Annotated in this window: 21 protein-coding genes; 2 read left to right on the forward strand and 19 right to left on the reverse strand. The window is 72.1% G+C overall.

Annotated features, from left to right (window positions below):
• Nucleotides 1-19 precede the first annotated feature (19 nt).
• Genes QUC20_RS02315 through QUC20_RS02330 form a run of 4 tightly spaced genes read right to left on the reverse strand, consistent with a single transcriptional unit; the run spans nt 20 to nt 3760 of the window.
• Nucleotides 20-880, reverse strand: a complete 861-nt coding sequence (locus tag QUC20_RS02315; protein ID WP_289330822.1) for an alpha/beta hydrolase fold domain-containing protein — start codon at nt 878-880, stop codon at nt 20-22.
• Nucleotides 877-2193, reverse strand: a complete 1317-nt coding sequence (locus QUC20_RS02320) for an MFS transporter (protein ID WP_289330823.1) — start codon at nt 2191-2193, stop codon at nt 877-879. The genes QUC20_RS02315 and QUC20_RS02320 overlap by 4 nt, the downstream gene beginning before the upstream one ends.
• Nucleotides 2190-3356: an L-rhamnose isomerase gene (rhaI, locus tag QUC20_RS02325; RefSeq protein WP_289330824.1), complete on the reverse strand. Its 1167-nt coding sequence runs from the start codon at nt 3354-3356 to the stop codon at nt 2190-2192. Before rhaI ends, QUC20_RS02320 begins: the two co-directional genes overlap by 4 nt.
• Nucleotides 3353-3760: an L-rhamnose mutarotase gene (locus QUC20_RS02330; protein WP_289330825.1), complete on the reverse strand. Its 408-nt coding sequence runs from the start codon at nt 3758-3760 to the stop codon at nt 3353-3355. The genes rhaI and QUC20_RS02330 overlap by 4 nt, the downstream gene beginning before the upstream one ends.
• Before the next feature lie 125 nt (nt 3761-3885).
• On the opposite strand from QUC20_RS02330, the gene QUC20_RS02335 reads away from it, so the two are divergent.
• The gene (locus tag QUC20_RS02335; RefSeq protein WP_120263542.1) at nt 3886-4890 is read left to right on the forward strand and encodes a LacI family DNA-binding transcriptional regulator; all 1005 of its coding nucleotides are present in this window, start codon (nt 3886-3888) and stop codon (nt 4888-4890) included.
• A 267-nt stretch (nt 4891-5157) separates the two neighbouring features.
• Here QUC20_RS02335 and QUC20_RS02340 read toward each other — a convergent pair whose 3' ends face one another.
• From QUC20_RS02340 to QUC20_RS02375, 8 genes are read right to left on the reverse strand one after another with little or no spacing between them, the layout of a single operon-like run.
• Nucleotides 5158-7056: a D-apionate lactonase family protein gene (locus tag QUC20_RS02340; protein WP_289330826.1), complete on the reverse strand. Its 1899-nt coding sequence runs from the start codon at nt 7054-7056 to the stop codon at nt 5158-5160.
• 2 nt (nt 7057-7058) lie between these two features.
• On the reverse strand, nt 7059-7814 hold the full coding sequence (locus tag QUC20_RS02345) for an SDR family NAD(P)-dependent oxidoreductase (RefSeq protein ID WP_289330827.1): 756 nt from the start codon (nt 7812-7814) through the stop codon (nt 7059-7061).
• An 11-nt stretch (nt 7815-7825) separates the two neighbouring features.
• Nucleotides 7826-8674, reverse strand: a complete 849-nt coding sequence (locus tag QUC20_RS02350; protein ID WP_289330828.1) for a phosphogluconate dehydrogenase C-terminal domain-containing protein — start codon at nt 8672-8674, stop codon at nt 7826-7828.
• Nucleotides 8674-9480, reverse strand: coding sequence for a sugar phosphate isomerase/epimerase family protein (locus QUC20_RS02355; protein ID WP_289330829.1), 807 nt, complete (start codon nt 9478-9480; stop codon nt 8674-8676). The genes QUC20_RS02350 and QUC20_RS02355 overlap by 1 nt, the downstream gene beginning before the upstream one ends.
• Nucleotides 9477-10295, reverse strand: coding sequence for a triose-phosphate isomerase family protein (locus tag QUC20_RS02360; RefSeq protein WP_289330830.1), 819 nt, complete (start codon nt 10293-10295; stop codon nt 9477-9479). Before QUC20_RS02360 ends, QUC20_RS02355 begins: the two co-directional genes overlap by 4 nt.
• Entirely contained in the window at nt 10295-10765 is a 471-nt protein-coding gene (locus tag QUC20_RS02365; protein ID WP_120263537.1) for a ribose-5-phosphate isomerase, read from the reverse strand. The genes QUC20_RS02360 and QUC20_RS02365 overlap by 1 nt, the downstream gene beginning before the upstream one ends.
• A complete protein-coding gene (locus QUC20_RS02370) occupies nt 10762-12510 on the reverse strand; it encodes a dihydroxyacetone kinase family protein (protein WP_289330831.1) in 1749 nt (582 codons plus the stop codon). Before QUC20_RS02370 ends, QUC20_RS02365 begins: the two co-directional genes overlap by 4 nt.
• Complete coding sequence (locus QUC20_RS02375; protein WP_120263535.1) at nt 12507-13889, reverse strand: MFS transporter; 1383 nt, start codon at nt 13887-13889, stop codon at nt 12507-12509. Before QUC20_RS02375 ends, QUC20_RS02370 begins: the two co-directional genes overlap by 4 nt.
• 107 nt (nt 13890-13996) lie before the next feature.
• Here QUC20_RS02375 and QUC20_RS02380 point away from each other — a divergent pair, with 107 nt between their 5' ends.
• Nucleotides 13997-14713, forward strand: coding sequence for a FadR/GntR family transcriptional regulator (locus tag QUC20_RS02380; RefSeq protein ID WP_120264417.1), 717 nt, complete (start codon nt 13997-13999; stop codon nt 14711-14713).
• A 93-nt stretch (nt 14714-14806) separates the two neighbouring features.
• Here QUC20_RS02380 and QUC20_RS02385 read toward each other — a convergent pair whose 3' ends face one another.
• The 7 genes from QUC20_RS02385 to QUC20_RS02415 all read right to left on the reverse strand — a co-directional run bounded on the left by QUC20_RS02385 (nt 14807) and on the right by QUC20_RS02415 (nt 26669).
• Nucleotides 14807-16564, reverse strand: a complete 1758-nt coding sequence (locus QUC20_RS02385; protein ID WP_289330832.1) for a DUF5605 domain-containing protein — start codon at nt 16562-16564, stop codon at nt 14807-14809.
• Nucleotides 16565-16620: 56 nt separating this feature from the next.
• Nucleotides 16621-19398, reverse strand: coding sequence for a family 78 glycoside hydrolase catalytic domain (locus tag QUC20_RS02390; protein WP_289330833.1), 2778 nt, complete (start codon nt 19396-19398; stop codon nt 16621-16623).
• Complete coding sequence (locus tag QUC20_RS02395; protein WP_289330834.1) at nt 19395-20540, reverse strand: serine hydrolase domain-containing protein; 1146 nt, start codon at nt 20538-20540, stop codon at nt 19395-19397. Before QUC20_RS02395 ends, QUC20_RS02390 begins: the two co-directional genes overlap by 4 nt.
• Complete coding sequence (locus tag QUC20_RS02400) at nt 20537-22822, reverse strand: glycoside hydrolase family 3 protein (protein WP_289331457.1); 2286 nt, start codon at nt 22820-22822, stop codon at nt 20537-20539. Before QUC20_RS02400 ends, QUC20_RS02395 begins: the two co-directional genes overlap by 4 nt.
• A gap of 198 nt (nt 22823-23020) precedes the next feature.
• A complete protein-coding gene (locus tag QUC20_RS02405) occupies nt 23021-23869 on the reverse strand; it encodes an ATP-binding cassette domain-containing protein (RefSeq protein ID WP_120263531.1) in 849 nt (282 codons plus the stop codon).
• Nucleotides 23866-25731, reverse strand: a complete 1866-nt coding sequence (locus QUC20_RS02410; RefSeq protein WP_289330835.1) for a dipeptide/oligopeptide/nickel ABC transporter permease/ATP-binding protein — start codon at nt 25729-25731, stop codon at nt 23866-23868. The genes QUC20_RS02405 and QUC20_RS02410 overlap by 4 nt, the downstream gene beginning before the upstream one ends.
• On the reverse strand, nt 25728-26669 hold the full coding sequence (locus QUC20_RS02415) for an ABC transporter permease (protein ID WP_120263529.1): 942 nt from the start codon (nt 26667-26669) through the stop codon (nt 25728-25730). The genes QUC20_RS02410 and QUC20_RS02415 overlap by 4 nt, the downstream gene beginning before the upstream one ends.
• Nucleotides 26670-26687: the final 18 nt, after the last annotated feature.

The following is a 26687-nucleotide window of genomic DNA, read 5'->3' on the forward strand; positions in this document are numbered from 1 at the left end:
TCGGGGTAGGGAGGGGAGGTCAGGATGCGGCGAGGTCGGCGAAACGCCGCACGATGCGTGCCATCGAGGCTGTGAATCCCGGATGCTCAGGCCGGTTGAGGTGGCCGTGGTCCGTGCCCGGCTCGACGACGACGTCGACGTCGCCGCCCGCGGCCCGCAGCGTCGCGGCGAACACGTCGCCCGAGACGCTCAGCTCGTCGATCTCGCTGTTGATCATGAGTGTGGGCGGGAAGCCGCGCAGCTCGGCGGCCGACGCGAGGCCCGGCACCGCGGCGATCGGCGCGCCGATCACGGAGCCGCCGAGGTAGTTCTCGTACATCTCGCGGACGACGTCGGTGCCGAACCGGTCGTGCTCGGGATGGGCGGCGAGGGCCGCGCGCAGCGCCGGACCGGGGGCGGGCTGGACGGCGAGCAGGGTGGGGTAGGCCAGCACGACGAGGCGGGGAAGGATGCCGCCCGCCCCGAGCAGGCGCAGGGTCGCACCCGTCGCGAGGTTCGCCCCCGCACTGGCGCCGCCGATCGCGAGGCGCGTGACGCCGAGCTCATCCGCGTGAGAGGTCGCCCAGTCCCATGCGCGCAGGACGTCGTCGGATGCCGCGGGGTAGCGGTTGCCGGTGCGGTCCTCGATCTGCTGGTCGGCGCCGTCCCAGGTCGGGGGGACGGGGGCGAGGCGGTAGTCGACGGAGAGGACGGTCGTCCCCGCGGCGGCGAGCCCGCGGGCGACGGCATCCGCTTCCGGCATGTCGAGGTCGCCGAACGCGAAGCCGCCCCCGTGCATCCACACGAGGCCGGTGCCATCGGGTTCCGCGGCTCGGTAGAGGCGGATGAGCCCGTCCGCCTCGGACGTGGGCACGGCCGCGGCGGCCGACGGGGCGCTCATCGCGACACCGACTCTTCCGCCGGGGTCGGGACGTGCCGGCCATAACGCTCGAGCTCGATGTCCTCGAGCGACTTGCCCTCGGTGTTCGGAGCCCAGATGGTCCCGATCAGCAGCGCCGCGACGAGCAGACCGAGGATGATCACGCCCAGGCCGCCGAGTCCGAGACCCGACAGCAGGACGGGGAAGACCAGGCTCAGGAGGCCGACCATGACGCGCGCGAGCATGAAGAGCATGCCCTGGGCGCTCGCGCGGTAGCGGGTGGCGAACAGCTCGGCGGTCCACAGTCCGTAGAACGCCTGGGCTCCGACACCGGCGGAGACGCCCCACGCGACGGCGAAGAACAGCAGCGAGAAGAGTCCGGGCGGGGCGTAGATTAGCACCGCCCAGGCGACGACGCCGAGCCCCGCGCCGGCGAGGTACAGCCACTTGCGGCGCACGCGGTCGCCGAAGCGCATGAAGCCGAAGAAGGTCGCCGCGGCCGTGAGGCTCCAGACGAGCACCTGCAGCAGGTTCTGCTGCATCGGATCGTGGAGGCCCGCGGCGTCGTATACCCGCGGCTGGAAGATGCCGGCCTGGCCGGCGACGGTGTTCCACAGACCGTAGACGCCGATGAGGAAGGCGAGCGCGCCCCAGTTCTTCGGCTCCTTGAGCAGGCCGATGATGCCGGAGAAGAACGACGGACGCTCGCCCGCGACGAGGGCGGCCTCGCGCTGGCTCTTCCACCGGCGCGACTCGGGGAGCCCGCGACGGACCCACCACGTGACGGCGGCGATGACGAACAGGTGGAAGAAGATCAGGCGCGAGCCGAGCAGGCCGAGCGGGCCGACGATCACGGCGAGCAGGAACCCGACCGCCGGGCCGATGGACCAGGCGAGCTGGGCCGTGCCCACGTGCGCGGCACGGTGCTCGTTCGGAGCCTCCTCGGCGATGTAGGTCCACGACGCCGGAACGCCCGCGCCGACGGCGATGCCCATGAGGATGACGCCGACGAGGAGGATCGCGAGGTTCGGGGCGAACGTCACGGCCAGGGCCCCGAGCATGAACACGATCAGGTCGTAGGTGTAGATGAACTTGCGGCCGAGCCGGTCGCACAGGGGACCGCCGATCGCGGCACCGATCGCGGCACCGAAGGCGTTGGCCGAGAGGGCGGCGACGATCCCGACGACGCCGTCGTCGAAGCCGAACGCCTCCTGCCACAGCGTGAGGCTCGTGGCGAGCGCGATGATGGCGCCGGCCTCGATGTAGTTCGACATGGCGACGGCGATGGTCGCCTTCCAGGCGCTCAGCGGGCGGCGGGTGCGGGTGGTGCTCATGCGCCCCATCCCGCCTGGGTGCCTCCCACGCGGTCGGCTTCGATCTTCTGCTGGTACCCGGATGCCGCATACGCGGCCATCGGGTCGGCGGGCAGCCCCCGCGACTCGCGCCACTCGGCCAGGGCCGGCCGGACGTCGGTGTAGAACGCGTCCATGAAGACCGCCTGCGCCCCGAGGACGTCGTTCGCGGTGCGGGCGGCGGCCAGGGCGTCGGCGTCGATGAGCAGCGCGCGAGCCGTCATCTCCTGGACGTTGAGCACCGAACGGATCTGCCCGGGGATCTTCGCCTCGATGTTGTGGCACTGGTCGAGCATGAACACCACATCGGGGTTGTCGAACCCGCCGCCGCGCAGCACCTCGACGAGGATCCGGAACAGCTGGAACGGGTCGGCCGCGCCCACGATGAGGTCGTCGTCGGCGTAGAAGCGCGAGTTGAAGTCGAACGAGCCGAGCTTGCCGAGGCGCAGCAGCTGCATGACGATGAACTCGATGTTCGTGCCCGGGGCGTGGTGCCCGGTGTCGAGGCAGACCATCGCGCGCTCGCCGAGGGCCGCGACCTGCACGTAGCTGGTCCCCCAGTCGGGAACGTCGGTGTGGTAGAAGGACGGCTCGAAGAACTTGTACTCCAGCACGAGGCGCTGCTCGCCCGTGAGGCGGTCGTAGATCTTCTGCAGCGAGTCGGCCAGGCGGTCCTGGCGTGCGCGCATGTCGTTCTGCCCGGGGTAGTTCGACCCCTCGGCCAGCCAGATCTTCAGGTCGCGCGAGCCCGTGGCATCCATGACGTCGATGCACTCGAGGTGGTGGTCGATGGCTTTGCGACGGATCGCGTCGTCCTCGTGGGTCAGCGCCCCGAACTTGTAGTCCTCGTCCTGGAACGTGTTCGAGTTGATCGTGCCGAGCGCGACCCCGAGGTCCTCGGCGTGGCGGCGCAGGGCACCGAAGTCGTCGACCCTGTCCCACGGGATGTGCAGCGCGACGGCGGGGGCGAGGCCGGTGACGCGGTTGACCTCGGCGGCATCCGCGATCTTCTCGAAAGGATCGCGCGGGGTGCCGGCCGTGGGGAACACCCGGAACCGGGTGCCGGAGTTGCCGAACGCCCAGCTGGGCAGCTCGATGCCCTGGCGCTCGAGCAGGGCGAGGTGGTCGGGGGAGAGGGTGCTCACGATGCGTCGTCGCTTTCGTCGGTGGGGGTGGATGTCGGTGAGGCGGCGCCGGTGCCGGTCGCCGCGAGTTGGTCGTGCAGATTGAAGATCTCGGTCAGCGGGGTGGCCGCCTGGTCGGGGCGCCCGTCGAGGCCGACGAAGAAGCGGGCCATCTCGGCTTCCCAGCGCGCCGCGATCGGCGACGCGGCGAGGTACGCCTGGGCTGCGGCGTCGTCGTCGACTTCGTAGTAGCCGATCAGGCGGCCGCCCTCGCCGAGGAACAGCGAGTAGTTGCGGCGGCCGGATGCGGCGATCTCCGCGAGCATCTCGGGCCAGACGGGGGTGTGCCGGGAGATGTACTCATCGAGCAGGTCCGGACGGATCTGCAACGAGAAGCAGACCCGGTGGGCAGATGCACTCGTCATCGAGGCTCCTTGGTGAGCTGGTGTGAATCGTTTCACGAGCGTAGCGGTTTGCGAGCGCGGGCACAAACGGCAAGCGCTTACCCATATCCTGCCGTTGCTGTCGCGCTCGCGCTACGGTGGTGTGCATGGCAGTGAGCGTGCGGGATGTCGCGGTCGCGGCATCCGTGTCGGTGGGGACCGTCTCGAACGTCCTCAACAATCCGACGCGCGTGTCGCCCGAGATGGTCGCGCGCGTGCAGCAGGCCATCGCCGACCTCGGGTTCGTCCGCAACGACGCGGCGCGGCAGCTGCGGGCCGGGCGAAGCCGCTCGATCGGCCTCGTGGTGCTCGATATCGGCAACCCGTTCTTCGCCGAGGTGGCCCGGGGCGCCGAGCAGCGCGCTGCCGAGAGCGGCATGGCGGTGCTGCTGAGCACGAGCGACGAGAAGCCCGAGCGTGAATCGGCGTATCTCGACCTCTTCCGCGAGCAGCGCGTCAACGGCGTGCTCGTGACTCCTGCGAGCGACGATCTCGAGCGGTTGCGCGGGCTGCAGGCGGCCGGCGTCCCGGTCGTCCTCGTCGACCGCGAGGTGCCCGACGACGTGTTCGCCTCGGTGTCGGTCGACGACGTCGAGGGCGGCTACCTCGCCGTGGCGCACCTTCTGGCACGCGGGCGTCGGCGTATCGCGTTCGTCCGCGGGCCGGTGTCGATCCGGCAGGTCGCCGACCGTCTCGAGGGCGCGCGCCGAGCGGTGGCCGAGGTCGCCGGTGCGCGGCTGGAAGAGATCGCGGTGCCCGCCCTGTCGGTCCTGCACGGGCGCGCCGCCGGAGAGCTGCTGCGAGACCGTCGCGGAGATGACCGCGTCGACGCCGTGTTCGCGGCCAACGACCTGCTCGCCGTGGGGGTGCTGCAGGCGTTCTCGGTGCTCGGCCAGTTGCGGGTGCCCGACGAGGTCGCGCTCATCGGCTACGACGACATCGACTTCGCGTCGGCCACCGTCGTGCCGCTCAGCTCGATACGCCAGCCCGCGCACGAGATCGGATACCGCGCCGTCGACCTCCTGCTGCGCGGCCTCGACGACCCCGCCGGCGAGCACGAGCGCCGCGTGCGCTTCCGCCCCGAGCTCGTCGTCCGCGACTCCACCGCCTGACCCCAGCCCCCTCCCCGCTGCTGCCCCTCCCGCATCCTGCTGCCCCTCCCGCATCCTGCTGCCCCTCCCGCATCCTGCTGCCCCCGCATCCTGCTGCCCCCGCGAGGTCCCAGTTCGGCCGGTTCTGTGCGCCGCATTCCCGGCCGAACGGGGACTTCGCGCCCACCCCCACCCGGTTCCGCTCTTACCGGGCGGCGAGGGCGCACATCTGCACGGTGCTGGGGTGGTCTGACCGTGCGGATGCGCGTCCTCGGCGGGCGAGGCGCGTCAGAGGCGGGACCGGGACCAGGTGCCGGGGGAGAGTATGACGGGGGCGAGGGAGACGGCGGCAGGGCGAGCGCCGGGGAGAGCGCCGGGGAGAGCGGCGGGGGAGAGAGCAGCGGGGGTGGCGGGGAGAGCGGCGGGGGTGGTCACCGTGAGCGTGCGGGGACGGGTGTCGAGGTTGGCCGCCAGCACCGTGACCTGACCGTGGCGCTCGGCGCCGACGGCCCAGACGAGGCCGTCGGGACTCGAGCCCGACAGGAGCTCGCCGCCCGCGAGCGCGGTGAGGGCTGCGATCGCCTCGGCGACGGGCAGCGCCGTGCCGTCCGCGGCGAGGATGCCGCGCGGACCCCACGACTCGAAGAACGTCAGGCTCGCGACGCCGCGCACCGCGAGGGCCGCGGCGCTCGCGATCGTCCAGGCCGCGAGCTCGGGCGAGCGCTGCCGCGGGTCGTCCGCGTCGGTCAGGTGCGTGCCGTAGCCGGCCGACAGATCGGATGCCGCAGGGCGCGGTGGCGCCGTCGTGGCGACGTCGTTGAAATGCGGGCGCAGCGAGACCGGCCCGACGTGCACCGGCACCCCGCCGCCGATCTCGACCGCCTGCGTCGCCACGAGTCGCTGCATCGCGAGCGACTCGACGAGCTGCTCGGTGTCGCGGCTGTGGAAGAGCGGGGTGACGCTGAACGTCAGCCCCGCGAGATGCCGCGGCAGGCGGTGGTGCTCGCGGTTGAACTCGGTGAAGTGCGAGCGTGCGCCGCCGACGATGGGTACGGCCAGGCCCGACTGATCCAGCGCGCCTCGGAGCAGCGCGACCGTGGCCTCGTCGGAGATGTGACGGGCCGGCCCGGAGGGCTGGAACGCCGCCACCCGGGCCACACGATGACGTGCGAGCGCGGTCACCGCGTCGGAGAGGGATGCGGCGATCGCGGCATCCGCATCATCCGAGACCCCCGCCTCGGCGGGCAGCACGAGGCGGACGTCGAGGGGCGGACCCTCGGATGCCGCGCGCTCGAGCGCCGCCGGCCATCCCGGCCACGCGAGGTCGAGCTCGACGAGGGTGCTCGCCGCATCGCCACGCCCGACGTGCGCAGGCGCGGGCGCGGGGCCCGGCGCGGTCGACGCGCTCAGCCCGATCTCAGGAAAGGCCCCGGCACGACGCAGCTCGATCAGCGCGTCCTCGGTCCCGTGGCCTCCGGCTGCGGCATCCGCCATCAACGCGGCATCCGACGTCGCCACCACGGCAGTGTTCGCCATGAGGTCCGCGGTGACGGTGATCGCCTGCCGCACCCGCTCACCGGCCCCGACCTCGTACGGGAACGGCAGCGCGAGCGGCCGGCTGTAGACCTTGAACGAGGCATCGGTCCAGTTGCGCTGATCCTCCATCTCGAACACATCGCCGTCGAACGCCAGCCCGATCTCGACGCCGTCGTCGCGCCACCGCAGTCCCGCGATGTCGAACACCGGCTGGTGGGGGCTGATGGCGACCGGCAGCGCCGTGTCCGACACCCGGCCCGTGCTGTGGGCCACCGACAGCCCGGCCCCGGCCGCGCCGGGCGGGATGAGGGCGACGAGGCCCGTGCGGTTCGTCTCGAGGGGCGACGCCGCCTCGAGGTCGCACAGCACCCGCAGGCTCTCGCCGCGCACCTCGGCGCGCACCACACCGCTCAGCGGCATCCGCTCGTCGGCGGTGCGGACGTGCAGCATCAGGCTCGTCTCGGTGGCGGTGACACGGTCGACGACGAGGTCGGCCGTGTTCCAGTCGCGGTCGCGGACGACGGCCCGGATGCTGCGCAGCACGCGCCGTCCGCTTCGCCGGATGTCGGCGAGCTCATCGCCGCGCAACTCGAACTCCCACGCTCCGATCTGTCGTCGGTCCGCCTCGGCGCGCCCCCACATCGTCGGCATCCTCAGAGGGTCGTCATGCCGCCGTCGACCGAGAACGTCGCCCCCGTGGCGAACGAGCCCTCGTCGCTCGCGAGGTAGACCATGATGCCGGTGACGTCGGCGGGGGTGCCGGCGCGGCCGACCGGGATGCGCGAGACGATGGCCGCCCGCGACTCGGGGTCGTCGCTGATCGCCGACACCAGCGGCGTTTCGGTGTACGCCGGCTGCACGGTGTTCACCCGGATGCCGCGGTCGGCATATGCCGCGGCGACCGTGCGACCGAGTCCGTGTACGCCGGCCTTCGACGCGCTGTAGGCGGTGAAGGCCCATCCCTCGCCGTTGACCGCGGTGGGGCTTCCGGTCAGGATGATCGACCCGCCGCCGCGCGACAGCAGCGCGCGGACGGCGTACTTCACCGTCAGGAACGTCCCGGTGAGGTTGATGTCGATCGTCCGCCGCCAGACGTCGAGATCGAGGTCGGCGGCGGGTGCGTCCTGCCCGAACAGCTGCACGCCCGCGTTCGCGACGACGACGTCGGGCGTCCAGCCGGCCGCCTCGAGCTCGGCGAACGCCGCCGCGACGGCGGCCTCGTCGCCGATGTCCATCGTGACCGCGCGTGCGAGCGGGCCCAGGGCCGATGCGGCGTCGGCCACGGCCGGCCCGTTGCGATCGGCGAGCACGACGCGCGCGCCCTCGGCGACGAACCGCTCGGCGACGGCGTGTCCGATGCCCATCGCAGCGCCCGTCACGAGCGCCGTCTTGCCCTGCAGTCTCGTCATCGTCGTCGTCCTCAGCGCTCGATGTGGTCCAGGTGCAGCATCCGCGCGAGGTTCTTGTCGAGCTCGTCGTCGCGGAAGATCTTCTTCCAGTCGTCCTTGATGATGCTCTCGCGACCGTAGTCCATCGCGATCAGGCACGCATCGCTGAACGGGTTGTCGCCGCGCAGGCCGTTCGCGAGGGCGACCTGGGTGTGGCCGTACAGGATGCTGCGGGCGGCGGCCTCGGGCACGCCCATCGTGTGGATTGCCTCGTCGAGCGCCTCGTTCAGGAGCGAGCCGATCATGCAGGCGACGGTCTCGACGAGAGTGGGCTCGAGCTGAGCGAGCTGCTTGATCGTGACCCAGTGCACATCGATGACGGGCGCGTAGATCGCGCGGACGGTCTCTTCGACGATGCGCTTCTTCTCGGGGTCGTCCGACTCGATGGCCGCAATCGCATCCTGCGGGGCGGCGATGCCGCCGAACGTGTCGGCCCATTCCTCCCTCGTCGTGCGTTCGAGGAACACCGACGGGTGGCACGGGTGCGCGACGGCCTGGATGATCTCGTCACGCGTGGTGAGCAGCCCCGCGTAGGCGGCGGCCGGGTCGAGGGTCAGCACGATGGCGCCGGCCTTCAGTTGCGGGACGAGATCGGCGGTCACCGGGCCGAGCGCCAGATCGGGCACGGCGAGCACGACGATGTCGGCGTCGGCGACCGCCGCGGCGGCATCCGTCAGCTCGCGCCCGGCGGCGATCGTGCGCTCGCGGCCGGCCGGCGAGTTCTCGACGTAGAAGACGGTGTGGTCGGTCTTCACGAGGTTGTTGGACACGCGCATGCCCATCTTCCCGCCTGCTCCGACGACGGCGATCGTGTGGCTCATCAGGTGCTCCTCAGGTATTCCAGGGTGGCGCGGGTCCATTCCCGCTCGGTTCGGACAGTGGTCTGGGCATCGCCCTGCCAGGGCAGCCAGTGCTCGACGATCTCGTTGACCTTGGGCTCGTTGACCCCGCGATCGCGCGGCCGGACGGTCTCGAGCAGATGGGGGTAGTCGTGCAGCCCCTCGCCCATGCGGGTTCCGGTGAACGTGAAGCCCACCCATCCGGGCTGCCGGTCGAAGGCGAAGTCCTTCACGTGGATGTTCGTCACGTACGGCGCGGCGAGCTCGACGGTCTCGCGCGGCAGCTCCAGGCGCGCGACGACGTTGGCCGGGTCGAGGCACACGCCGAGGGCAGGGCTGTCGATGGCCGCGATCAGGCGCGTCAGATCGGCGGTCGACACCTGCTCGTAGGTCTCGAGCGCGAGTGCGACGCCCGCGGACTCGTAGGCGGGCAGGATGCCGCGCAGCCACATCTCGGCCTGCGCGAGCGTCGGGCGCGAATCGGGAGCGTAGATCATGCTGCGCACGAGCCGCGCGTCGAAGACGGCCGCGAGCTCGAGGAATCGGGCCAGGTGCTCGGGCGCGACGCCCTTCGTGCCGACCTCGATCGTCAGTCCGAGGTCGCGGGCCGCGGCGGCGGCGTCGCCCAGCTCGACGTCGTCCATGCGTTCGAGCGGGGCGTAGTCGCAGATCTGGAAGAGGTCGACGCCGAGCTCGCGCGTGCGCTCGAACGCGCCGACGAGCGAAAGCGGCTGGGGTGCACGGTCGGAGTGCTCCCACAGGAAGGCGTAGGTGCCGAGGCCGATCACGGGGTCGCTCCGTTCCGGGGGGTGCGCGAGGTCGCGAGGGCTGCAGCCTCGTCGATCACGCGGCAGAAGGCGGCCGCGTCGTGCGCGAAGCGCCCGAGGAAGAGTCCGTCGACCGCGCCCTCGAGTCGCGCGAGCAGACCGGGGCCGGCGGAGCCGCCGTAGATGACGCTCGATCCGGCACGCGCGGGATCGGCGTCGAGGGCTGCGCGCAGGGCGCGGCTCACGGCGACGATGTGCTCGGTCGGCGCGGGCTCGGGAGCCCCGATCGCCCAGACCGGCTCGTACGCCACGACGACGCGGCCCGCGGGAGCGCCCGCGAGATCGGCGTGGAGCTGCGCGACGGTCGCGCGCGCCGCGGCGTCGGCATCCATCCGCTCCGACTCTCCGATGCACAGCACCGGGGTGAGGGCGTGCCGCAGGGCCGCCGCGGCTTTGGCCGCCGTGATCTCGTCGGTCTCGCCGAAGAGGCGCCGGCGCTCGGCGTGGCCGACCTCGGCGAACGTCCCGCCCGACTCGGCGACCTCGGCCGCCGTGATCTCGCCCGTGAAGGCCCCCGGCTCATGAGCCGAGACGTCCTGGACGCCGACCTGGATGCCGACGGGCGCGAGGAAGTCGCGGGCGTCGTCGAACTGCAGGTACGTGGGGATGACGAAGACGTCGACGACGCCGCTGCGGACGGCCTCGTGGGCGCCCACCGCGGCGGCGACCTCGCCGAACCACACGCGCGCGGCGCGCCGGCCGAAGTACGCCTTGAGGCTCACCCCGACGGTCACGCGTGGCGTCGGCGTCTCGCCGGAAGCTGCGACGGGCGGCATCAGCAGGAGCCGGTGCTCTCGTACCGGTCGATGACGGCGACCTTCTCGGCCGAGGCGGAGGCGGTGTCGAAGCGATAGGTCAGCCACTCGCGGACGAGGCGGCGCGCGAGCTCGATGCCCACGACACGCTGTCCCATCGTCAGCACCTGCGCGTTGTTGGAGAGCACGCCGCGCTCGACCGAGAACGAGTCGTGGGCCGTGACGGCGCGGATGCCGGCGACCTTGTTCGCCGCGATCGCGACGCCGAGGCCGGTGCCGCAGATCAGCAGGGCGCGGTCGGCCTCGCCGCGTGCGACCCGCTCGGCGGCCTCGATCGCGACGGTCGGGTAGGGGGTGTGCCCGTCGGCGCTCACACCGACGTCGACGACCGACGCGACGTCGTCGCTGGCCTCGAGGTCGCGTTTGAGCACCTCTTTGTAGTCGAAGCCGGCGTCGTCGCAGCCGATGACGATGCGGAGCGGTTCAGTCATGACGGGGTCCTCTCGTGGTGGGTGAGCACGTCGCCGATGGCGGTCGCGATGAGGGCGAGCGAGTGCGCGCCGGGGTCGGGGGTGCCGACGCTGTGCTGGCCGTGGGTGCGCGCCCGGCCCATGCGGGGCAGCAGCGCGGCGGTCGCGGCGGCGGACGAGGTGGCGACGGATGCCGCCGTGCGCCAGGCCTCGGCGAGGCTGGCCCCGGTGGCGACGCCGGCCGACAGCTCGGCGCTGAAGGGCACGAGGGCGTCGACCATCGTCTTGTCGCCGAGCTCGGCCTTGCCGTACGACATCACGCCGCGGGTGGCGGCGGCGACCCCGGCCGCGACTCCTGCGGCATCCGGTCGGCCCGCGTCGCCGAGCGCGCTCGCGACCGAGGTGAGGATGACGCCCCACAGCGCGCCGGAGGTGCCGCCGGCACGGTCGGACCAGGCGTCGGCGGCGCGGGCGAGCGTCGTCGCCGCTCCCGCGCCAGCGGCTCCGGCCTCGTGGGCGGCGGCGCGGGCGGCGTGCGAGCCGCGCTGCATCCCGATGCCGTGGTCGCCGTCGCCGGCGATCGCGTCCATGCGTCCCAGCTCATCGACGTGCGCGTCGACGGTGCGGGCGACCGCGTCGACGACCTCGACCACCACGCGGGCGACCGATCGCGAGTCGGTGTCACCGGGGACGATTGCGGTGGCCGCGTCGGCTGCGTCCGCGTCGGCCGTCGCGCCGGACTCGCCGGACCGGGCGGAGGCCTCGGGGGCGACGGCTCCGCGGCGGTAGGCGGGGGCGTCGACGGGGGTCTCCCACAGCTCGGCGAGCTCGTCGTCGAGCCAGAACAGCGTGAGCGAGGTACCGGCCATGTCGAAGCTCGTGCAGTACTCGCCCACGTGCGGGTCGATCACCTCGAGGCCGGCGTCGGCGAGCAGCTGGGCGATGCGCCGATAGACGACGAACATCTCCTCGTACTTGAGCGAACCGAGGCCGTTGAGGATGGGCACGACGCGTGCGTCTGCGCCGTCCGGCCGTTCGGCGAGCAGCGTCGTGACCAGCAGCTCGGCCAGCCCGTCGGCCGTCGGCACATCGCTCTCGTCGATGCCCGGCTCGCCGTGGATGCCGAGGCCGATCGCCATGCGACCATCCGGGACGCTGAACAACGGCGCGGGAGCACCCGGCAGCGTGCATCCCGAGAACGCGACGCCGAACGAACGGGTGCGGTCGTTGGCGAGACGCGCCACGCGCGCGACGCCCGCGAGGTCGTGCCCGGCGGATGCCGCACCCGCCGCGGAACGGAACACGGTGAGGTCGCCCGCGATCCCGCGTCGCCGGTGCTGCTCGTCGGCCGCCGCGCTGGCGATGTCGTCGGTGACGGCGACCGTCTCGCAGGCGATGCCCTCGCCGCGCAGGCGTTCCTGCGCGGCGTCGAAGTTGAGCACGTCGCCGGCGTAGTTGCCGTACGAGAAGAGGACCCCGCCGCCCGCGTGGGCCGCGCGAGCGACGGCGTGGATCTGCTGGGCCGACGGCGAGGCGAAGAGGTTGCCCATCGCGGCGCCGTCGGCCAGGCCCGCGCCCACGAGCCCGCCGAAGGCCGGGTAGTGCCCCGACCCGCCGCCGACGACGACGGCCACCCGGCCCTCGGGTGCCGGGGTGGCACGGACCACGCCGCCCGGGACGCGGCGGACGTAGCGCGCGTTGGCCGCGACGAAGCCCTCGATCATCTCGTCGGCGAAGTCGGCCGGTGCGTTCCACAGGCGGGTCATCGTGCCGCGGGACCGTTCTGCGTCACGGCCGTCGTCTCACCTGTGTGCGGGACGGCGGCGGGCGCCATCCGGTTGCCGCGGGCGAGCAGCACCATCAGCACGGCGGACACGAGCATCACGACCCCGACGATGACCATCGGCATCTCGTACCCGCCGGTCCAGTCGCGGACGGCGCCGGTGATGTAGGGCGCGCTGAACCCGGCGAGGTTGCCGACGGTGTTGATCAGCGCGACGCCGGCGGCGGCCGCGGCTCCCGTGAGGAAACGGGTGGGCAGGGTCCAGAAGTTCGGCAGAGCGGCGAAGATCGCGCACGCGGTGACCGTGATCACGGCGATCGTCGCGGCGGGCGACCCCGCGAAGAGCGCGAGCGGGATCGAGACGGCGCCGGCCACGGCGGGCACCGCGATGTGCCAGGTCTTCATGCCGCGGCGGTGGGCGTCGCGCGACCACAGCACCATGACGATCGCGGCGGGCAGGTACGGGATCGCGGTGATCAGGCCCTTCTGGAAGACGTCGAAGGTCTGCCCCGTCTGCTCCTGGAAGCCCTCGATGATCGTGGGCAGGAAGAACGCGAGGGCGTAGAGGCCGTAGATGAAGCCGAAGTAGATGAACGACAGGGCCCACACTCGTCCGCTGCGGAACGCGAACCGCGCGGAGACGTGCTTCTCACGGGCTTCCGTGGCCGAACGCTCGGCGGCGAGAGCACCCGTGAGCCAGGTCTTCTCCTCGGCCGTGAGCCATGCGGCATCCGCGGGGGAGTCCTTGAGGTAGAACCAGGCGACGACACCGACGATGACGGCGGGGATCGCGACGCCGAGGAACATGAACCGCCAGCCCTCGAGCCCGAAGAAGACGCCGTGCTGCTGGATGAGGGCGCCGGCCAGTGGGGCGCCGATGACGGTGGTGAGGGGCTGGGCCAGGTAGAAGAGCATGAGGATGCGGCCGCGGTAGCGCGAGGGCACCCACAGGCTGAGGAACAGGATCGCTCCGGGGAAGAAGCCGGCCTCGGCCACGCCGAGCAGGAAGCGCAGGACGACGAGCTGCTCGAAGTTCTGCACCCACGTGAAGAGCACCGCGACGATGCCCCAGCTCACCATGATGCGCGCGAGCCACTTGCGGGCGCCGAACCGGTGCAGCGCGAGGTTGGAGGGCACCTCGAGCAGGATGTAGCCGATGAAGAAGACGCCCGACGCGAACCCGAACTGGGCGGCGCTCAGGGCGAGGTCGTCATTCATGCCGTTCGGTGCTGCGAAGCCGATCGCGGTGCGGTCGAGGTAGTTGATGAAGAACATCAACGCCACGAACGGCACGAGGCGGATAGCGACCTTGCGGATCGCGGAACGGGCTACGGGTGATTCCGTTTCGGAAGAGGTGTCCACGCTGACTTCCCATCGTCGGTTGCGCGACGAGTTGCCTCATCGCCCGGCTAGTTTGGCAAACCGGTTGACCAATTGCAACCTCGTTCCTGCCGGGTAGGTTTGTCGTCATGCCCGCCTATCGCTCCGACGGATCGCCCGACCTCGCGGCATCCCTCGCAGCGCTCCCGGCGCGCACACCCGTCTCGGAGGTCGCGCGACGCCTGCTCGACCTGTTCACCTCGGGCGATGTCGCCCCGGGCACGCGGCTGCCGCCGGAGCGGCAGCTGGCCGCGACCCTCGAGGTCGGGCGGTCCGCCGTGCGCGAGGCGCTCGCCGCCCTCGAGATCCTCGGGATCGTCGACGTGCGCCCCGGCTCGGGAACGTACCTGCGCGGCGCGGCGAGCGAGCTGCTGCCGCAGACGCTGCGGTGGGGATTGCTCATCGGCGAGCGGAACACGCACGAGCTGATCGAGCTCCGGTCGGGACTGGAGATCTACGTCGCCCGTCTGGCGGCGGCCGCCGCCGGTTCTGGCGATCTCGAAGCGCACGTCGAACGGATGCGGTCGACGCTGGGCGACCTCGGCGCGTTCGCCCGTGCCGATCTGGCATTCCACCACGAGCTCGCACGCATCGCGGGCAACGCGATGCTCATCGATCTGCTGCACGTCGTCCGGTCACTGCTGCAGGTCTACGCCGACCGCGCGGTGCACGACGACGAGCAGGCCCGTCGTGCGCTCGCCGAGCACGAGGTGATCGCCCGTGCCGTGGCGGCGGGCGACGAGGACGCCGCCGCATCGGCGATGGCCGCGCATATGGCGACGGCCGCCCGCCGCATCGCCCCCTGATCCCTGGCGCGCGAGGTCCCACTTCGGCCGGTTATCCGGACGCCATACCCGGCTGAACTGGGACCTCGCGGGTTGGCCCACGCGGGTCGCGGGTCAGTCGGCGACGCGGGTGAGGCGGATGCCCATGTAGGGCCGGCCGGGAAGCTCGACGCGCAGCTGGCCGCGATGCTCGCCGCGCACCGGCTCGACGGTCATGTTCCACGTGTCGATGACCTCGACCCGCCACGCGCCCTCGTCGAGGATGACGTTGCGGAACCGCGGGCGGTTGAAGCCGAAGTAGCCGATCTTCACGGCCCCGGCGACGCCGCCCCACGGAACGTCCCAGTCGCTCGGCAGGGGATCCCAGACGCCGGTCGGCGACTCGGCCTGGAGTCGTTCGAGGAACGCGATCCGGTCGGGGGACGAGCCGTGCAGCTCACCGCCCTTGGACCACCAGAGGATCTCGTCGTCGCGGCCGTGCGCGGGCGGGTAGTAGGTCTCGCCGTGGCCGACGTAGCCGCCGCGCACCGCTCCCTCCCAGAAGCGCCGCGTCATCTCCTCGCCCGTGATGTTGCCCCAGCCCTGGTCGATGTCGCCCTCGTAGGCGCACTCGTCGATGACGACGGGCTTGCCCCACTGCTCGCGCCACTGGTCGGTGTTCTCGGCTGTGCGGTACACGTCGACGCGCTGGATGCTCACATGCGTGATCCAGGGCTTGTCGTAGTCGTAGACGGGACGGCAGTTGTGGATCGAGTTGAGGTGGCCGAATGCGTCCTCCTCGCCGACGACCGCGGCGAGCCGCTCCCAGTCGTCGAGGTCCTTCGACCACAGCAGGTCGTACTCGTTCGCCATCGACCACCACACGTTCGCGTAGCCCGACAGGCGCCGCACGACATAGCGCAGGTACCGCTCGTCGACGGCGGGTCCGAGGTCGGCGAAGCCCCATCGGTCGTAGGCGTGGAACAGGATGATGTCGGCCTCGATGCCGAGTTCGGCGAGCTGAGTGATCCGCTTCTCGAGGCGGCGGAAGTGCGCGGGGTCGAAACGCTCGAGATCGAACCCCTCGGCCAGGCTCCCCGCGAAGGGGAAATCCGCGGGCTCGTCGCTGTTGTACAGGTACGACTTCGGGAAGACGCACATGCGCAGCTTCGCGAACGACGTGGCGGCGAGCGTCGCGAGGGTCTGTTCCTGCAGGGCGTCGGGCTGGTGCGTCCAGGCGTACGCGGTCGTGCCGAGCGGACGGTGCCGGGTGCCGTCGGCGTGCCGGAAGTGGAAGCCGTCGACGCGCACCGGGCCGTGCGAGCCCGCGCGTGCCGCGACGACCTCGAGCCCGCCGGTGACGCCGTCGAGTGAACGTGCGGTCGAGCGGGTGCGGAAGCTCCAGGCTCCGTGCGTGTCGGCGAGGGCGCGGATGATGTAGACGCCGTCGCCGTCGTAGAAGCCGCCGACCCGCACCTCGGCACCGCCCCGCTCGAAGACCGCGTCGAGCTCGACGTCGACGAACGGATTGCCGTGGGCGGGTCCGGTGAGCCGGATCTCGATCGGATCCCACAGCGCCGCGCTCGCGGGCACCTCGACCGTCGCCGACCCCCGCGCGACCTCGGCGCCCTCGTATGACGGGTCGGGGTCGATCGCGGGCGCGTACGGCGGGCGGGCCGCCCCGGTCCCGACTTCGGCGAGGGCGGCGAAGAAGCGTTCGCGCTCGTCGAGGTTCTCGAGCGCCGGCACGATCGCGACGAGCTGGCCGAGACGTCCACCCCGGAACTGCGTCGCCATCGGCGAGGCCGCGACACCGGGCATGTACCGCTCGAGGATGGCGCGGGCGGCGGGGTCGTCGAGGGCTTCGCCGAAGGTCGTGGCGCGGTCGAACATTCATGCCTCCTGGGCGGTGAGGGGTATGCGGTGAAGGGTGTGCGGTGACGGGCGGGTCAGGACGCGGTGGCGTCGCGGATCGCGGAGTCGACCGCCGTGAGGAGGTCGGGCGGGCTGAACATGAGCACCGAGCTCACCGTGCGGCCCGAACCCCAGCGGGTCTCGTCGCGCACGGCCGGCACCCGGTCGGGGGCGTGCTGGTCCAGCGCGCCGAGCAGAGCGTCGTACGCCCGTGGGTCGTCGATGACGTCGGCGAGCGAGGCGCTCAGCCCGTCGAGCGGGGGGAGCGCCGTCGGGCTCTCGGCTGCGAATCGCCACTCGTGTGTCCCCGATCCGACTTCGGCGCGCAGCCCCGGCAGGTCGACGTCGGCGCGGGTGCTCGGCGGCACGGTCGCGGTGACCACGATCTCTCCGCCCGCGCGGCGCCACGCCACGCTCGCCTCGCCGTACGGCGTGAGGTGTCGCGCCGCGGCGTGGTCGAGCGAACGCAGCGGGCGCGGCGCGATCCGCAGCCGCCGGTAACCGGGGGCCGCCGGGGCCAGGCCTGCGACGGTCCGGTGCAGCCAGTCGGCGACGGCGCCGAGCGCGTAGTGGTTGAACGAGGTCATCTCGCCCGGGTTGACACTGCCGTCGGGCAGCAGCGAGTCCCAGCGTTCCCAGACGGTCGTCGCGCCCTGCGTGACCGGGTACAGCCATGACGGGCACTGCGTCTGCGTCAGCAGGCGCTCGGCGGCATCCAACCGCCCACCCTCGGTGAGGGCGTCGGCGACCAGCGGTGTGCCCACGAATCCGGTGCCGATGCGGTAGCCGCCTTCGCGGACGAGGTCGGCCAGTCGGGTCGCAAGTGCCGCCCGCGCCTCATGGTCGACGACGAGGTCGAACTCGAGTGCGAGCGCGTATGCGGTCGGGGCGTCGCTGACCATCCGGCCGGCCGGGGTGACGTACTCCGCGACGAAGGCCGCGCGGCTGCGCTCCGCGAGCGCCCCGTAATGCGCGGCATCCGCGTCGAACCCGAGCAGGCGGGCCGCGTCGGCGACCAGCCGCAGCGACCGGGCGAAGTAGGCGCTCGCGACGATGTCGGAGTCGACCTTCGCCTGGCCCGGCTTGTCGGGGGGAGCGGAAGGGTCGAGCCAGTCGCCCAGCTGCATGCGTCCGGCCCACAGCCCGCTCTCGCCCGCATCCGCTGCCACCGCGTCGACCCACGAGCGCATGCTCGGGTACTGCGCGGCGACGACGTCGCGGTCGCCGAAGCGCTCGTGCATCACGGTGGGCACCACCGTCGCGGCATCCCCCCAGGCCGCCGGGCTCACCCCGAACGCCCCGAAGGCCGTGAGAGCGGCGGGGACGACGACGGGGACCGAGCCGCCGCTGCGGCGCTGCTCGTGGGCGAGGTCGCGCAGCCACGACGTCAGGAATCCGGCGCAGTCGTAGAGGAAGGATGCCGTCGGCGCGAAGACCTGCAGATCGCCGGTCCAGCCCAGGCGCTCGTCGCGCTGCGGACAGTCGGTCGGTATCGAGAGGAAGTTGCCGCGCATCCCCCACACGACGTTCTCGTGCAGTCGGTCGATCAGCGGGTCCGACGAGGAGAACCACCCGGTGCGCGTCATGTCGGTGTGCAGGACGACGGCCTCGATGTCGGCCGGGTCGACGTCGGCGCCGGTGACCTCTGCGTAGCGGAATCCGTAGAAGGTGAAGCGCGACTCGAGCACATCGTCGTCGCCGGTGAGGTCGAACGTCGCGGTCGCGGCGGCGTTGCGCAGCGGCCGCAGGGCGAGCTCGCCGTGCTCGAGTACTTCGGCGTGGCGGACGACGACGCGCTGCCCGGCCCGGCCGCGCACGCGCAGGCGGAGCCGGCCGACGAGATTCTGGCCGAAGTCGAGGATGCGGCCGCCCGAAGGTGCGGTGAGCACCTCGGCCACCGGGAGCGTCTGGGTGCGGCGCACCGGCGGTGCGATGCGAGCCTCGGGCGTCGGGACGTTCTCGTAATCGGGGCGGGCCGCGGCGCCGACCCTCGCCGGCGAGAACTCCGTCGCGGCGCGTGCGAGGTCCTGGTGCTCGCCGGCGTAGATGCCGGAGTCGACGACCGGGCCGTCGCCCGCCGCCTCCCATCCTGCACCGGTCGCGGCGAGGGTCTCGCTCGTGCCGTCGTCGTAGGTCACCCGCAGCTGTGCGAGGAACGACGGCTGGTCGCCGTAGAGGCGGTCGGCGAACGCGAAGAACCCGTACTTCTCGGTGTACCAGGCGCCCGCGAGCGTCGCGGAGAGCTCGTTGTCACCGTCGCGGATCAGGGCCGTGACATCGACGGTCTCGTGCACCAGGCGATCGCGGTAGGCGGTCCATCCCGGCGCGAGCACCTCGTCCGAGACGGCGCTGCCGTTGATCTCGGGCTCAGCCGATCCGAGCGCCGTCCAGAAGAGGATCGCGCGCGAGACCGGGCGGGCCGGCCGGAACCTCGTACGGACGACGGCGGGCTGCGCCGGGCGCTCCGGGTCGGCGAGCCCGATCGGCTCGGCGACCCATTCGTCGTCGCCGAGGAAGCCCGCGGTGACGACGAGGTCATCGCTCCAGGGCGTCGCCGTGCCCGACATGCCTTCGACCCGGATGCGCACGCGTCGCGTCTCGCCCGGGGCGAGCGGGGTGAACGGCCACGGCACGAGCGCGCTCTCGTCGTACTCGAGGGCGACCGGGCCCGAGCCGTCGTCGATCTCGGCCCGGCGCTGCATCCAATCGGGCTCGTCCGTTCCGACCGTCCAGCTCAGTCGCGGGGTGGGCGTTGCGACGAACGCCGTGTCGTCGCGCAGTTCGGCGCGCAGCGTCGCGACGGCGGCGCTCATGCGTCGCCCAGGATGCGGCCGAGCCGGGCCGCCAGAGCCACCGCACGCGGATCGGCGCCGCCCGGCCAGGGACCGCGGGCGATCGTCCAGGCGAAGGCGAGCCCGGTGTCGGGGTCGACGCAGGCGAGCGCGCCCGCGGCCCCGTCGTGCCCGAACGCGCGAGGACCGCCGAAGGCGAGCTGCTGCGACGGCTTCTGGAAGACGATGGCGTGTGCGCGGTCGTGCTGATGGAGCACTTCGTCGTAGCCGCGGATCTGCTGCTGCCCGATCGCGGCCACGGTCTCGGGGCCGAGCGCCGGCGCGGCGCCGTCGACCCCCGTGACCATGGCGGCGAACAGGCGGGCCAGACCGCGGGCCGAGCCGGTGCCGCTGCCGGCGGGATGCCCGTAGCGCCAGCTGCGCGGCGAGTTGGCGAGGTCGATGCCGCCCGCCGCGGGGGCGAACACCTTCGGGCCGAGCGTCGACGACGACCGCTCGGCGGTGTCGGACACCGGTCGGATCATCGGCAGCACGTCCACCCGGCGGTGCTCGAGCTCAGTGGGGAGCCCGAGGTGGAACTCGATCGCGTGCGGCGCCCGGATCTCGGTCTCGTAGAACTCGTGGAGAGTTCGGCCGGTCACGCGGTAGACCAGCTCGTCGCCGAGGCTGCCGATCGTGATCGCGTGGTACCCGAATGCGCTGCCGGGGTGCCAGAACGGTGTCGATTCCGCCAGCCGCGCGGCGGCGGCGTGGTGGTCGAGCAGCTCGTCCCACGTGAGCGGATCGTCGGTCTGCGGGAGCCCGGCCTGATGCGACAGCAGCTGGCGGACGGTGACCGCCGCCTTGCCCTTCGCCGCGAACTCGGGCCAGTAGTGCGCGACGCGCTCGTCGAGGTCGATCTCGCCGCGTTCGACGAGCAGGCCGATCGAGAGCCCGATCGTGTTCTTGGTCACCGAGTACGGCACCATGACGGAGTCGCCGTCGAGGTGCGGGCCGCCCCAGGCGTCGAGCACCGTGCGGCCTCGGTGTATCGCCGCGACCTGGAACGACAGGTCGGGGTCCGCGGCGAGCAGCCCCTCGAGGTCGGTCACCACGTCGGTCAGGCGATCGTCGGCGTGCCCGCGGAGGCTGCCGGTCAGCTCGGTGATCGATTCGGTGGTCATGCGGGAACCTCCCACTCGGCGGTGAGCGGGAGCTCGGCCACGGACGCTCCCGTGTGCAGGGTATAGGTGCCGGGCTCTACGACCCAGGCGCCCTCCCAGTACGCGAGGCGGCGCGGGTCGACCGCGATCTCGACCGTCACGGTCTGGCCGGCCTCGGCACGCGCGACGGCGAAGCCGACCAGCCACCGCACCGGCCGGTCGACGGCGGAGCCCGCCCGCTCGGCGTAGACCTGCACGACGTGCTTGCCCGCGCGATCGCCGGTGTTGGTGAGGGTCACCGCGAGCGCGTCGCCGCGTCGCTCGGCGGCATCCCATCGCCAGGTCGTATAGCCGAGCCCGTGCCCGAACACGAAGGCGGGCTCGACGTCGTCGCGCAGCCAGGCCCGGTATCCGATGTGGATGCCCTCGTCGTACCGCAGCACGCCGTCGGTCGGCGTCACCTCGGCGACGGGGACGTCCGACAGGGCAGCGGGCCACGTCGTGGGGAGGCGCCCGCCGGGCTCGGCTGCGCCGGTGACGATGTCGGCGAGGGCGTGGCCGAACTCCTGGCCGCCGAAGTATCCCTGCAGCACGGCGGCGACCTCGCCGGCCCACGGCAGCACGACCGGCGACCCCGCGTTGACGATGACGATCGTCGGGGTGCCCGTCGCCGCGACCGCTCGCACGAGGTCGTCCTGGCGGCCGGGAAGGTCGAGGTCGACGCGGTCGTAGCCCTCGGACTCGACCTTGGAGTTCGTGCCGACGACGACGATCGCGACCTCGGCCGCGGCGGCGGCGTCGACCGCGCGGGCGATCAGCTCGTCGGGGTCTGTGCGCTCGGGGGCGACGCCGACCGTGGCCGAGAAGGCGCCGGCGATCGCACCGTTGCCCGCCCGGGCGAACTCCACCCGGATGTCGACGGGGGTGCCCGCCGTCACCGTGACCGGCGCCGTGAGCGAGGGCGGGTTCAGGAACGCCGCGCCGAGGTCGGTACCGGTCAGCACGGGCGCGTCGTCGAGGCGCAGCTCGCCGTCGACGAAGAGACGGCCGGGGTTCGCCCCGGCGAAACCGAGCTCGATCTCGCCGGACTCGGCCGGGGTGAGGCGCGTCTCGTAGACGATCGTCGAGCTCTCGGCGATCGGGGCGCCGCCGCCGAACCACACGAGGGCGGTCGAGCGGCGGTCTTCGGCGAAGATCTCGGCGCCGGCGGCGTCGAGGAAGCTCACGCGCATGCCCGGCTCGCCCGTCACCGGGTTCGTCAGCTGCGACAGCGGCAGCTCGGCGACGCCCTCCTGCACGACGGCGCCGATCTCGAAGCGCACCTCGGCGCCCGGGAGTGTCTCGCGGAGCGCATCGAGCGGCGAGCTGACGCGCTCGGGCACCACCGTCGCCGAGCCGCCGCCCTGCGTCCGCGCATCCCGGGCGTTCTGGCCGATGACGGCGACCCGACGGAGGACGTCCGCATCGAGCGGCAGCGTCCCGTCGTTGCGGAGCAGCACGGTCCCGGCGACGGCGGCCTCCCGTGCGAACGCGACGCCGTCGACGGCGGCCGTCTCGCGCGGGGCGCTGTCGCCCAGGGCGCCGACCCGCTCGGCGAGCAGCAGGATGCGCAGCACCTTGCGGTCGAGGTCGGCCTCGTCGACCCGCCCGTCGCGCACCGCGGCGACGAGGTCGGCGTACGCCGGCGCCGGGCCCGGCATCGCGAGGTCCTGCGCCGCGGGGACGGCACCGAGCGAGCGCACGGCGGTCCAGTCGCTGATGACGACGCCGTCGAAGCCCCACTCGGAGTTCAGCGGGTTCTCGAGCAGGTCGTTCTCGGTCATCGTGACGCCGTCGACGGAGTTGTAGGAGCTCATGAGGGCCCAGGCGCCCGCATCCGCGACCGTGCGCTCGAAGGGGGCGAGGTAGAGCTCGCGCAGCGCGCGGGCATCGACCTGCACGTCGACGGTGAAGCGGTCGGTCTCGGAGTCGTTGGCGACGTAGTGCTTCGGCGTCGCGGCGACCCCGTTGTCCTGCAGGCCGCGCACGTACGCGGCACCGAGCTCGCCGGTGAGCTCGGGGTCCTCCGACAGGCACTCGAAGTGACGTCCGCCGAGCGGGGAGCGGTGCAGGTTGATGGTCGGGCCGAGCACGACGTCGACGTCCTTCCGGCGGGCCTCCGACGCCGAGGCCGCGCCGTAGCGGTAGGCGAGGTCGGCGTCCCACGATGCCGCGAGCGCGGAGCCGGAGGGCAGGTTCAGCGACGGGTCGCGCTCGTCCCAACGCGGGCCCCGCACACCCGCGGGTCCGTCCGAGAGGGTCATCGCCCGCAGCCCGATCCCGGGCAGCGGCACCGTCGTCCAGAAGTCGGCGCCCTGCACGAGGGCGGCCTTGTCCTCGAGGGTGAGGCGGTCGAGCAGGGGACGGAGGTGGTCGGTGGACGCGGTCACGGGGACTCCAAGCGAGAGGGGGGTGGTGGGAGGGGGATGCCGGGGCGCCGGAACGGGAGCCCCGGCATCCGTTCAGGCTGCGCCGCGCGCGGCCTCCGACGCGAGGAACGTGCGTCGGGCGGCGCGACGCTCCTCCTGCCGATCGGGGTCGGGAACGGGTGCGGCCATGAACAGGCGCTGCGTGTACGGGTGCTCCGGCCGCGCGGTGACCTGGTCGGCGTCGCCCGATTCGACGATCTCGCCGCGGTACATCACCGCGACGCGGTGGCTCACGTGTCGGACGACCGCGAGGTCGTGCGTCACGAAGAGGTAGGCCACCCCGGTGCGCTCCTGGATCTCGATGAAGAGGTCGAGAACGCGGGCCTGCGTCGACAGGTCGAGCGCCGAGACCGGCTCGTCGCAGACGATCAGGCGGGGGCGCAGTGCGAGCGCACGGGCGATCGCGACGCGCTGACGCTGACCGCCCGAGAACTCCCGCGGCAGGCGGCTGCGCGCATCACCGGGGAGGCCCACCTGGTCGAGCAGCTCGCGGACCCGGTCGCGGGCCTCGCGCGTGCCGACGCCGGCGGCCGTGAGCGGCTCGGTGAGGATCTGCTCGATCGTCATCGAGGGGTTCAGTGACGAGTACGGGTCTTGGAAGACCACCTGGATGTCGGCGCTGAGGGGGCGCCGCTCACGCCGGGAGAGGTGCGAGATGTCGCGTCCGTCGAAGACGATCGAGCCTTCGGTGACGGGGGCGAGCCCCAGCGCGGCGCGACCGAGGGTGGTCTTTCCCGAACCCGACTCGCCCACGAGCCCGACGGTCTCGCCCGGGAGGATGTCGAGCGAGACCCCCTTGAGGGCGCGGAACGGTTCGGCTCGGAACCCCTTGCCGGGGTACTCGACGACGAGGTCGGAGACCTCGAGCAGCGGAGCGGTCATGCGCTCGCTCCCTTCGTGACCAGCGCCGGGCGGGCGGGACCCTCGTCGAGGATCGCGTCGAGCAGCGCTCGGGTGTACGGATGACGTGCGTCGCGGAAGATCGAGCGCACCGGGCCCTGCTCGACGAAGCGCCCGTTCTGCATGACCGTGACGCGGTCGCACAGATCGGCGACGACGCCGAAGTTGTGCGTGACGAGCAGCATCGCCATGTGACGCTCCGCCTGCAGGTCGCGGAGCAGATCGAGCACCTCGGCCTGCACCGTGACGTCGAGAGCGGTCGTCGGCTCGTCGGCGATGATCAGATCGGGATCGGTCGAGACCGCCCCGGCGATCAGCACGCGCTGCGCCATTCCGCCCGACACCTCGAAGGGGTAGGCGTCGAACGTGCGCTTGGGCTGGGGGATGCCGACGCGGGCGAGCAGGTCGAGCGAGCGCTCGGTCGCATCCTTCTTCGACAGGCCGAGCGTCGCGCGCAGGGGCTCGACGAGCTGGCTGCCGATCGTGAAGGCGGGGTCGAGGTTGCTCATCGGCTCCTGCGGGATGTAGCCGATGCGCTTGCCGCGCACCCCCGCGTAGACCCGGTCGGAGGCATCGGCGAGCTCGATGCCCTCGTAGCGGATCGACCCGTCGGTCACCCGGCCGCCGCGGGGGAGGAGACCCAGCACGCCGAAGGCGGTCTGCGTCTTGCCCGAGCCCGACTCGCCGATGAGCCCGTGCACCTCGCCCTTGCGGATGTCGAGCGAGACGCCGTGCACCACCTCGATGTGCGAGCCGTCGGGCTGGTCGTAGCCGACATGCAGGTCGCGGATCTCGAGCACGCGCTCGGTCGCCTTGCTGCGCGCGTCCTCCGGGTGGACGATGACGCCGGTGCCCTCGACGACCGGCAGCTCGTCGAGGTCTTCGATGGGCTCGCCGCCTCCGGTCGACACCGAGGTGGTGACGGCTGCGACCGAGCCGGTCGCGGTGGTGACAGCACGACGACGCTTGCGGCGGACGGTGACGGTGCGCTCGAGCTCGTCGCGCATGACGTTGGCGAGCAGGGTCAGCGCGATGCACGTCAGGGCGATCGCGAGCGAGGGCCAGATCATCAGGACGGGCGTCTTGTAGATGTTCTTGAAGCCGTCGGTCAGCATCGACCCCCACGTCGGCACGTTGACGTCGCCGAGACCGAGGAACTCCAGGCCCGACTGGATCGCCAGGGCGATGCCCGAGATGATCGCGCCCTGGATGATGATGGGCGCCCGGACGACCGCGAGGACGTGGCGGCCGATGATGCGGCCGTCCCCGAGACCAGAGACGCGGGCGGCGTCGACGTACAGCTCGCCGCGTACCGCCGTGACCGCCGCGTAGACGAGCCGGAAGAACGCGGGGGCGAGCAGGATGCCGAAGATCAGCATCGAGATCCACACCGACGGGCCGAGCACGGCGCGCGCCGCGAGCAGGACGACGATGCCGGGCAGCGCCATGTTCAGCTCCGTCACCCAGGTGGCGACGGTGTTGAACCAGCCTTGGTAGTAACCGGCGATGAGGCCGCTGACGACGCCCAGCACGACGGCCACGACGACCGCGATGAGGGCGGCGGCGACGCTCGTCTGCGTCGCGGCGAGCAGTCGCGACAGCACGTCACGGCCACTGCCGTCGGTGCCGAGCAGGTGTGCGGCGCCGGGCGGGGCCAGGATGCTGCGGATGTCGGCGAAATTGGGGTCCTGCGGTGCGATCGCGGGGCCGATGATCGCGATGACGCCGACCAGCAGCAGGAACAGCGCCGAGACGACCCCGAGAGGCTTCTTCAACAGGCGGCGGAACAGATTCACCCGCACGGGGGCGATCGGGACGGCGGGAGGGACGTCGACGGCGGTCATGACAGTCTCACCTTCGGGTTCAGAGCGGCCTGGGCGAGGTCGATCAGGAGGTTCACGATGACGACGATGATCGCGAAGGCGATCACGAGGCCCATGACGACGGGGACGTCGCCGAGGGTGGTGGAGCGGACGCTCAGCTGCCCCATGCCGGGGATGGCGAAGATCTGCTCGACCACGACCGCGCCGCCGAGGAGGCCCACGAACTGCACGGCCAGGACGGCGAGCGCGGGTCCGCCGGCGTTGCGGAGGACGTGCTTGTAGATGACCGAGCGCATGCCGAGGCCGCGCGAGCGGAGCGTGCGGACGTAGTCGCGCGACATGGCGTCGATGACCGAGCCGCGCACCTGGGCGGCGACCGTCGCGATCGCGCCCAACGAGAGGGCGACCACGGGCAGGGTCACCGAGGCGAGCCAGCCGGTCGGCGACGTCGTGATGGGCACGTAGCCGGTCGCCTTGAACCACCCGAGGTTGATCGCGAAGACGAGCACGAGCAGCAGGGCGATGAGGAAGCCCGGCACGGCGAAGCCGACGAGCGAGAGCAACTGCACGGCCCCGTCGACGATGCCGCCGCGACGCGCGGCGAGGACGCCCAGGACGACGGCGAGGATGGCGGAGACGATGGTCGCGCCCAGGACGAGCGACAGCGTGACCGCGAGGCGTCCGCTGACGCTCACGGAAACCAGCTCGCCCGTGAACCAGCTGCGGCCGAGGTTGCCCGAGAGAGCGGAGACGACCCAGTCGCCGTACTGGACGAGGAGGGGGCGGTTCAGACCGAGTTCCTCGGTCTTCTTCGCGACGGTCTCGGCGGTCGCGTTCTCACCGAGGATGCGGCGGGCGATGTCGCCGCCGCCGGCGTAGAGGAGGACGAACGCGAGGAACGAGATCACCGCGATCAGCACGACGCCCGAGATCAGGCGGCGCAGGATGAATGTGAGCATGATGCCTTCCCGAAGGTG

The sequence above is a fragment of the Microbacterium arborescens genome (assembly GCF_030369635.1).
Taxonomy (GTDB): Bacteria; Actinomycetota; Actinomycetes; order Actinomycetales; family Microbacteriaceae; genus Microbacterium.

Bases quoted from the DNA above. Each gene is read 5' to 3' on its own strand.
- QUC20_RS02315 (WP_289330822.1), bottom strand. From the start codon at position 880: ATGAGCGCCCCGTCGGCCGCCGCGGCCGTGCCCACGTCCGAGGCGGAC.
- QUC20_RS02320 (WP_289330823.1), bottom strand. From the start codon at position 2,193: ATGAGCACCACCCGCACCCGCCGCCCGCTGAGCGCCTGGAAGGCGACC.
- QUC20_RS02330 (WP_289330825.1), bottom strand. From the start codon at position 3,760: ATGACGAGTGCATCTGCCCACCGGGTCTGCTTCTCGTTGCAGATCCGT.
- QUC20_RS02335 (WP_120263542.1), top strand. From the start codon at position 3,886: ATGGCAGTGAGCGTGCGGGATGTCGCGGTCGCGGCATCCGTGTCGGTG.
- QUC20_RS02340 (WP_289330826.1), bottom strand. From the start codon at position 7,056: ATGCCGACGATGTGGGGGCGCGCCGAGGCGGACCGACGACAGATCGGA.
- QUC20_RS02345 (WP_289330827.1), bottom strand. From the start codon at position 7,814: ATGACGAGACTGCAGGGCAAGACGGCGCTCGTGACGGGCGCTGCGATG.
- QUC20_RS02350 (WP_289330828.1), bottom strand. From the start codon at position 8,674: ATGAGCCACACGATCGCCGTCGTCGGAGCAGGCGGGAAGATGGGCATG.
- QUC20_RS02360 (WP_289330830.1), bottom strand. From the start codon at position 10,295: ATGCCGCCCGTCGCAGCTTCCGGCGAGACGCCGACGCCACGCGTGACC.
- QUC20_RS02365 (WP_120263537.1), bottom strand. From the start codon at position 10,765: ATGACTGAACCGCTCCGCATCGTCATCGGCTGCGACGACGCCGGCTTC.
- QUC20_RS02370 (WP_289330831.1), bottom strand. From the start codon at position 12,510: ATGACCCGCCTGTGGAACGCACCGGCCGACTTCGCCGACGAGATGATC.
- QUC20_RS02380 (WP_120264417.1), top strand. From the start codon at position 13,997: ATGCCCGCCTATCGCTCCGACGGATCGCCCGACCTCGCGGCATCCCTC.
- QUC20_RS02385 (WP_289330832.1), bottom strand. From the start codon at position 16,564: ATGTTCGACCGCGCCACGACCTTCGGCGAAGCCCTCGACGACCCCGCC.
- QUC20_RS02390 (WP_289330833.1), bottom strand. From the start codon at position 19,398: ATGAGCGCCGCCGTCGCGACGCTGCGCGCCGAACTGCGCGACGACACG.
- QUC20_RS02395 (WP_289330834.1), bottom strand. From the start codon at position 20,540: ATGACCACCGAATCGATCACCGAGCTGACCGGCAGCCTCCGCGGGCAC.
- QUC20_RS02400 (WP_289331457.1), bottom strand. From the start codon at position 22,822: ATGACCCTCTCGGACGGACCCGCGGGTGTGCGGGGCCCGCGTTGGGAC.
- QUC20_RS02405 (WP_120263531.1), bottom strand. From the start codon at position 23,869: ATGACCGCTCCGCTGCTCGAGGTCTCCGACCTCGTCGTCGAGTACCCC.
- QUC20_RS02410 (WP_289330835.1), bottom strand. From the start codon at position 25,731: ATGACCGCCGTCGACGTCCCTCCCGCCGTCCCGATCGCCCCCGTGCGG.
- QUC20_RS02415 (WP_120263529.1), bottom strand. From the start codon at position 26,669: ATGCTCACATTCATCCTGCGCCGCCTGATCTCGGGCGTCGTGCTGATC.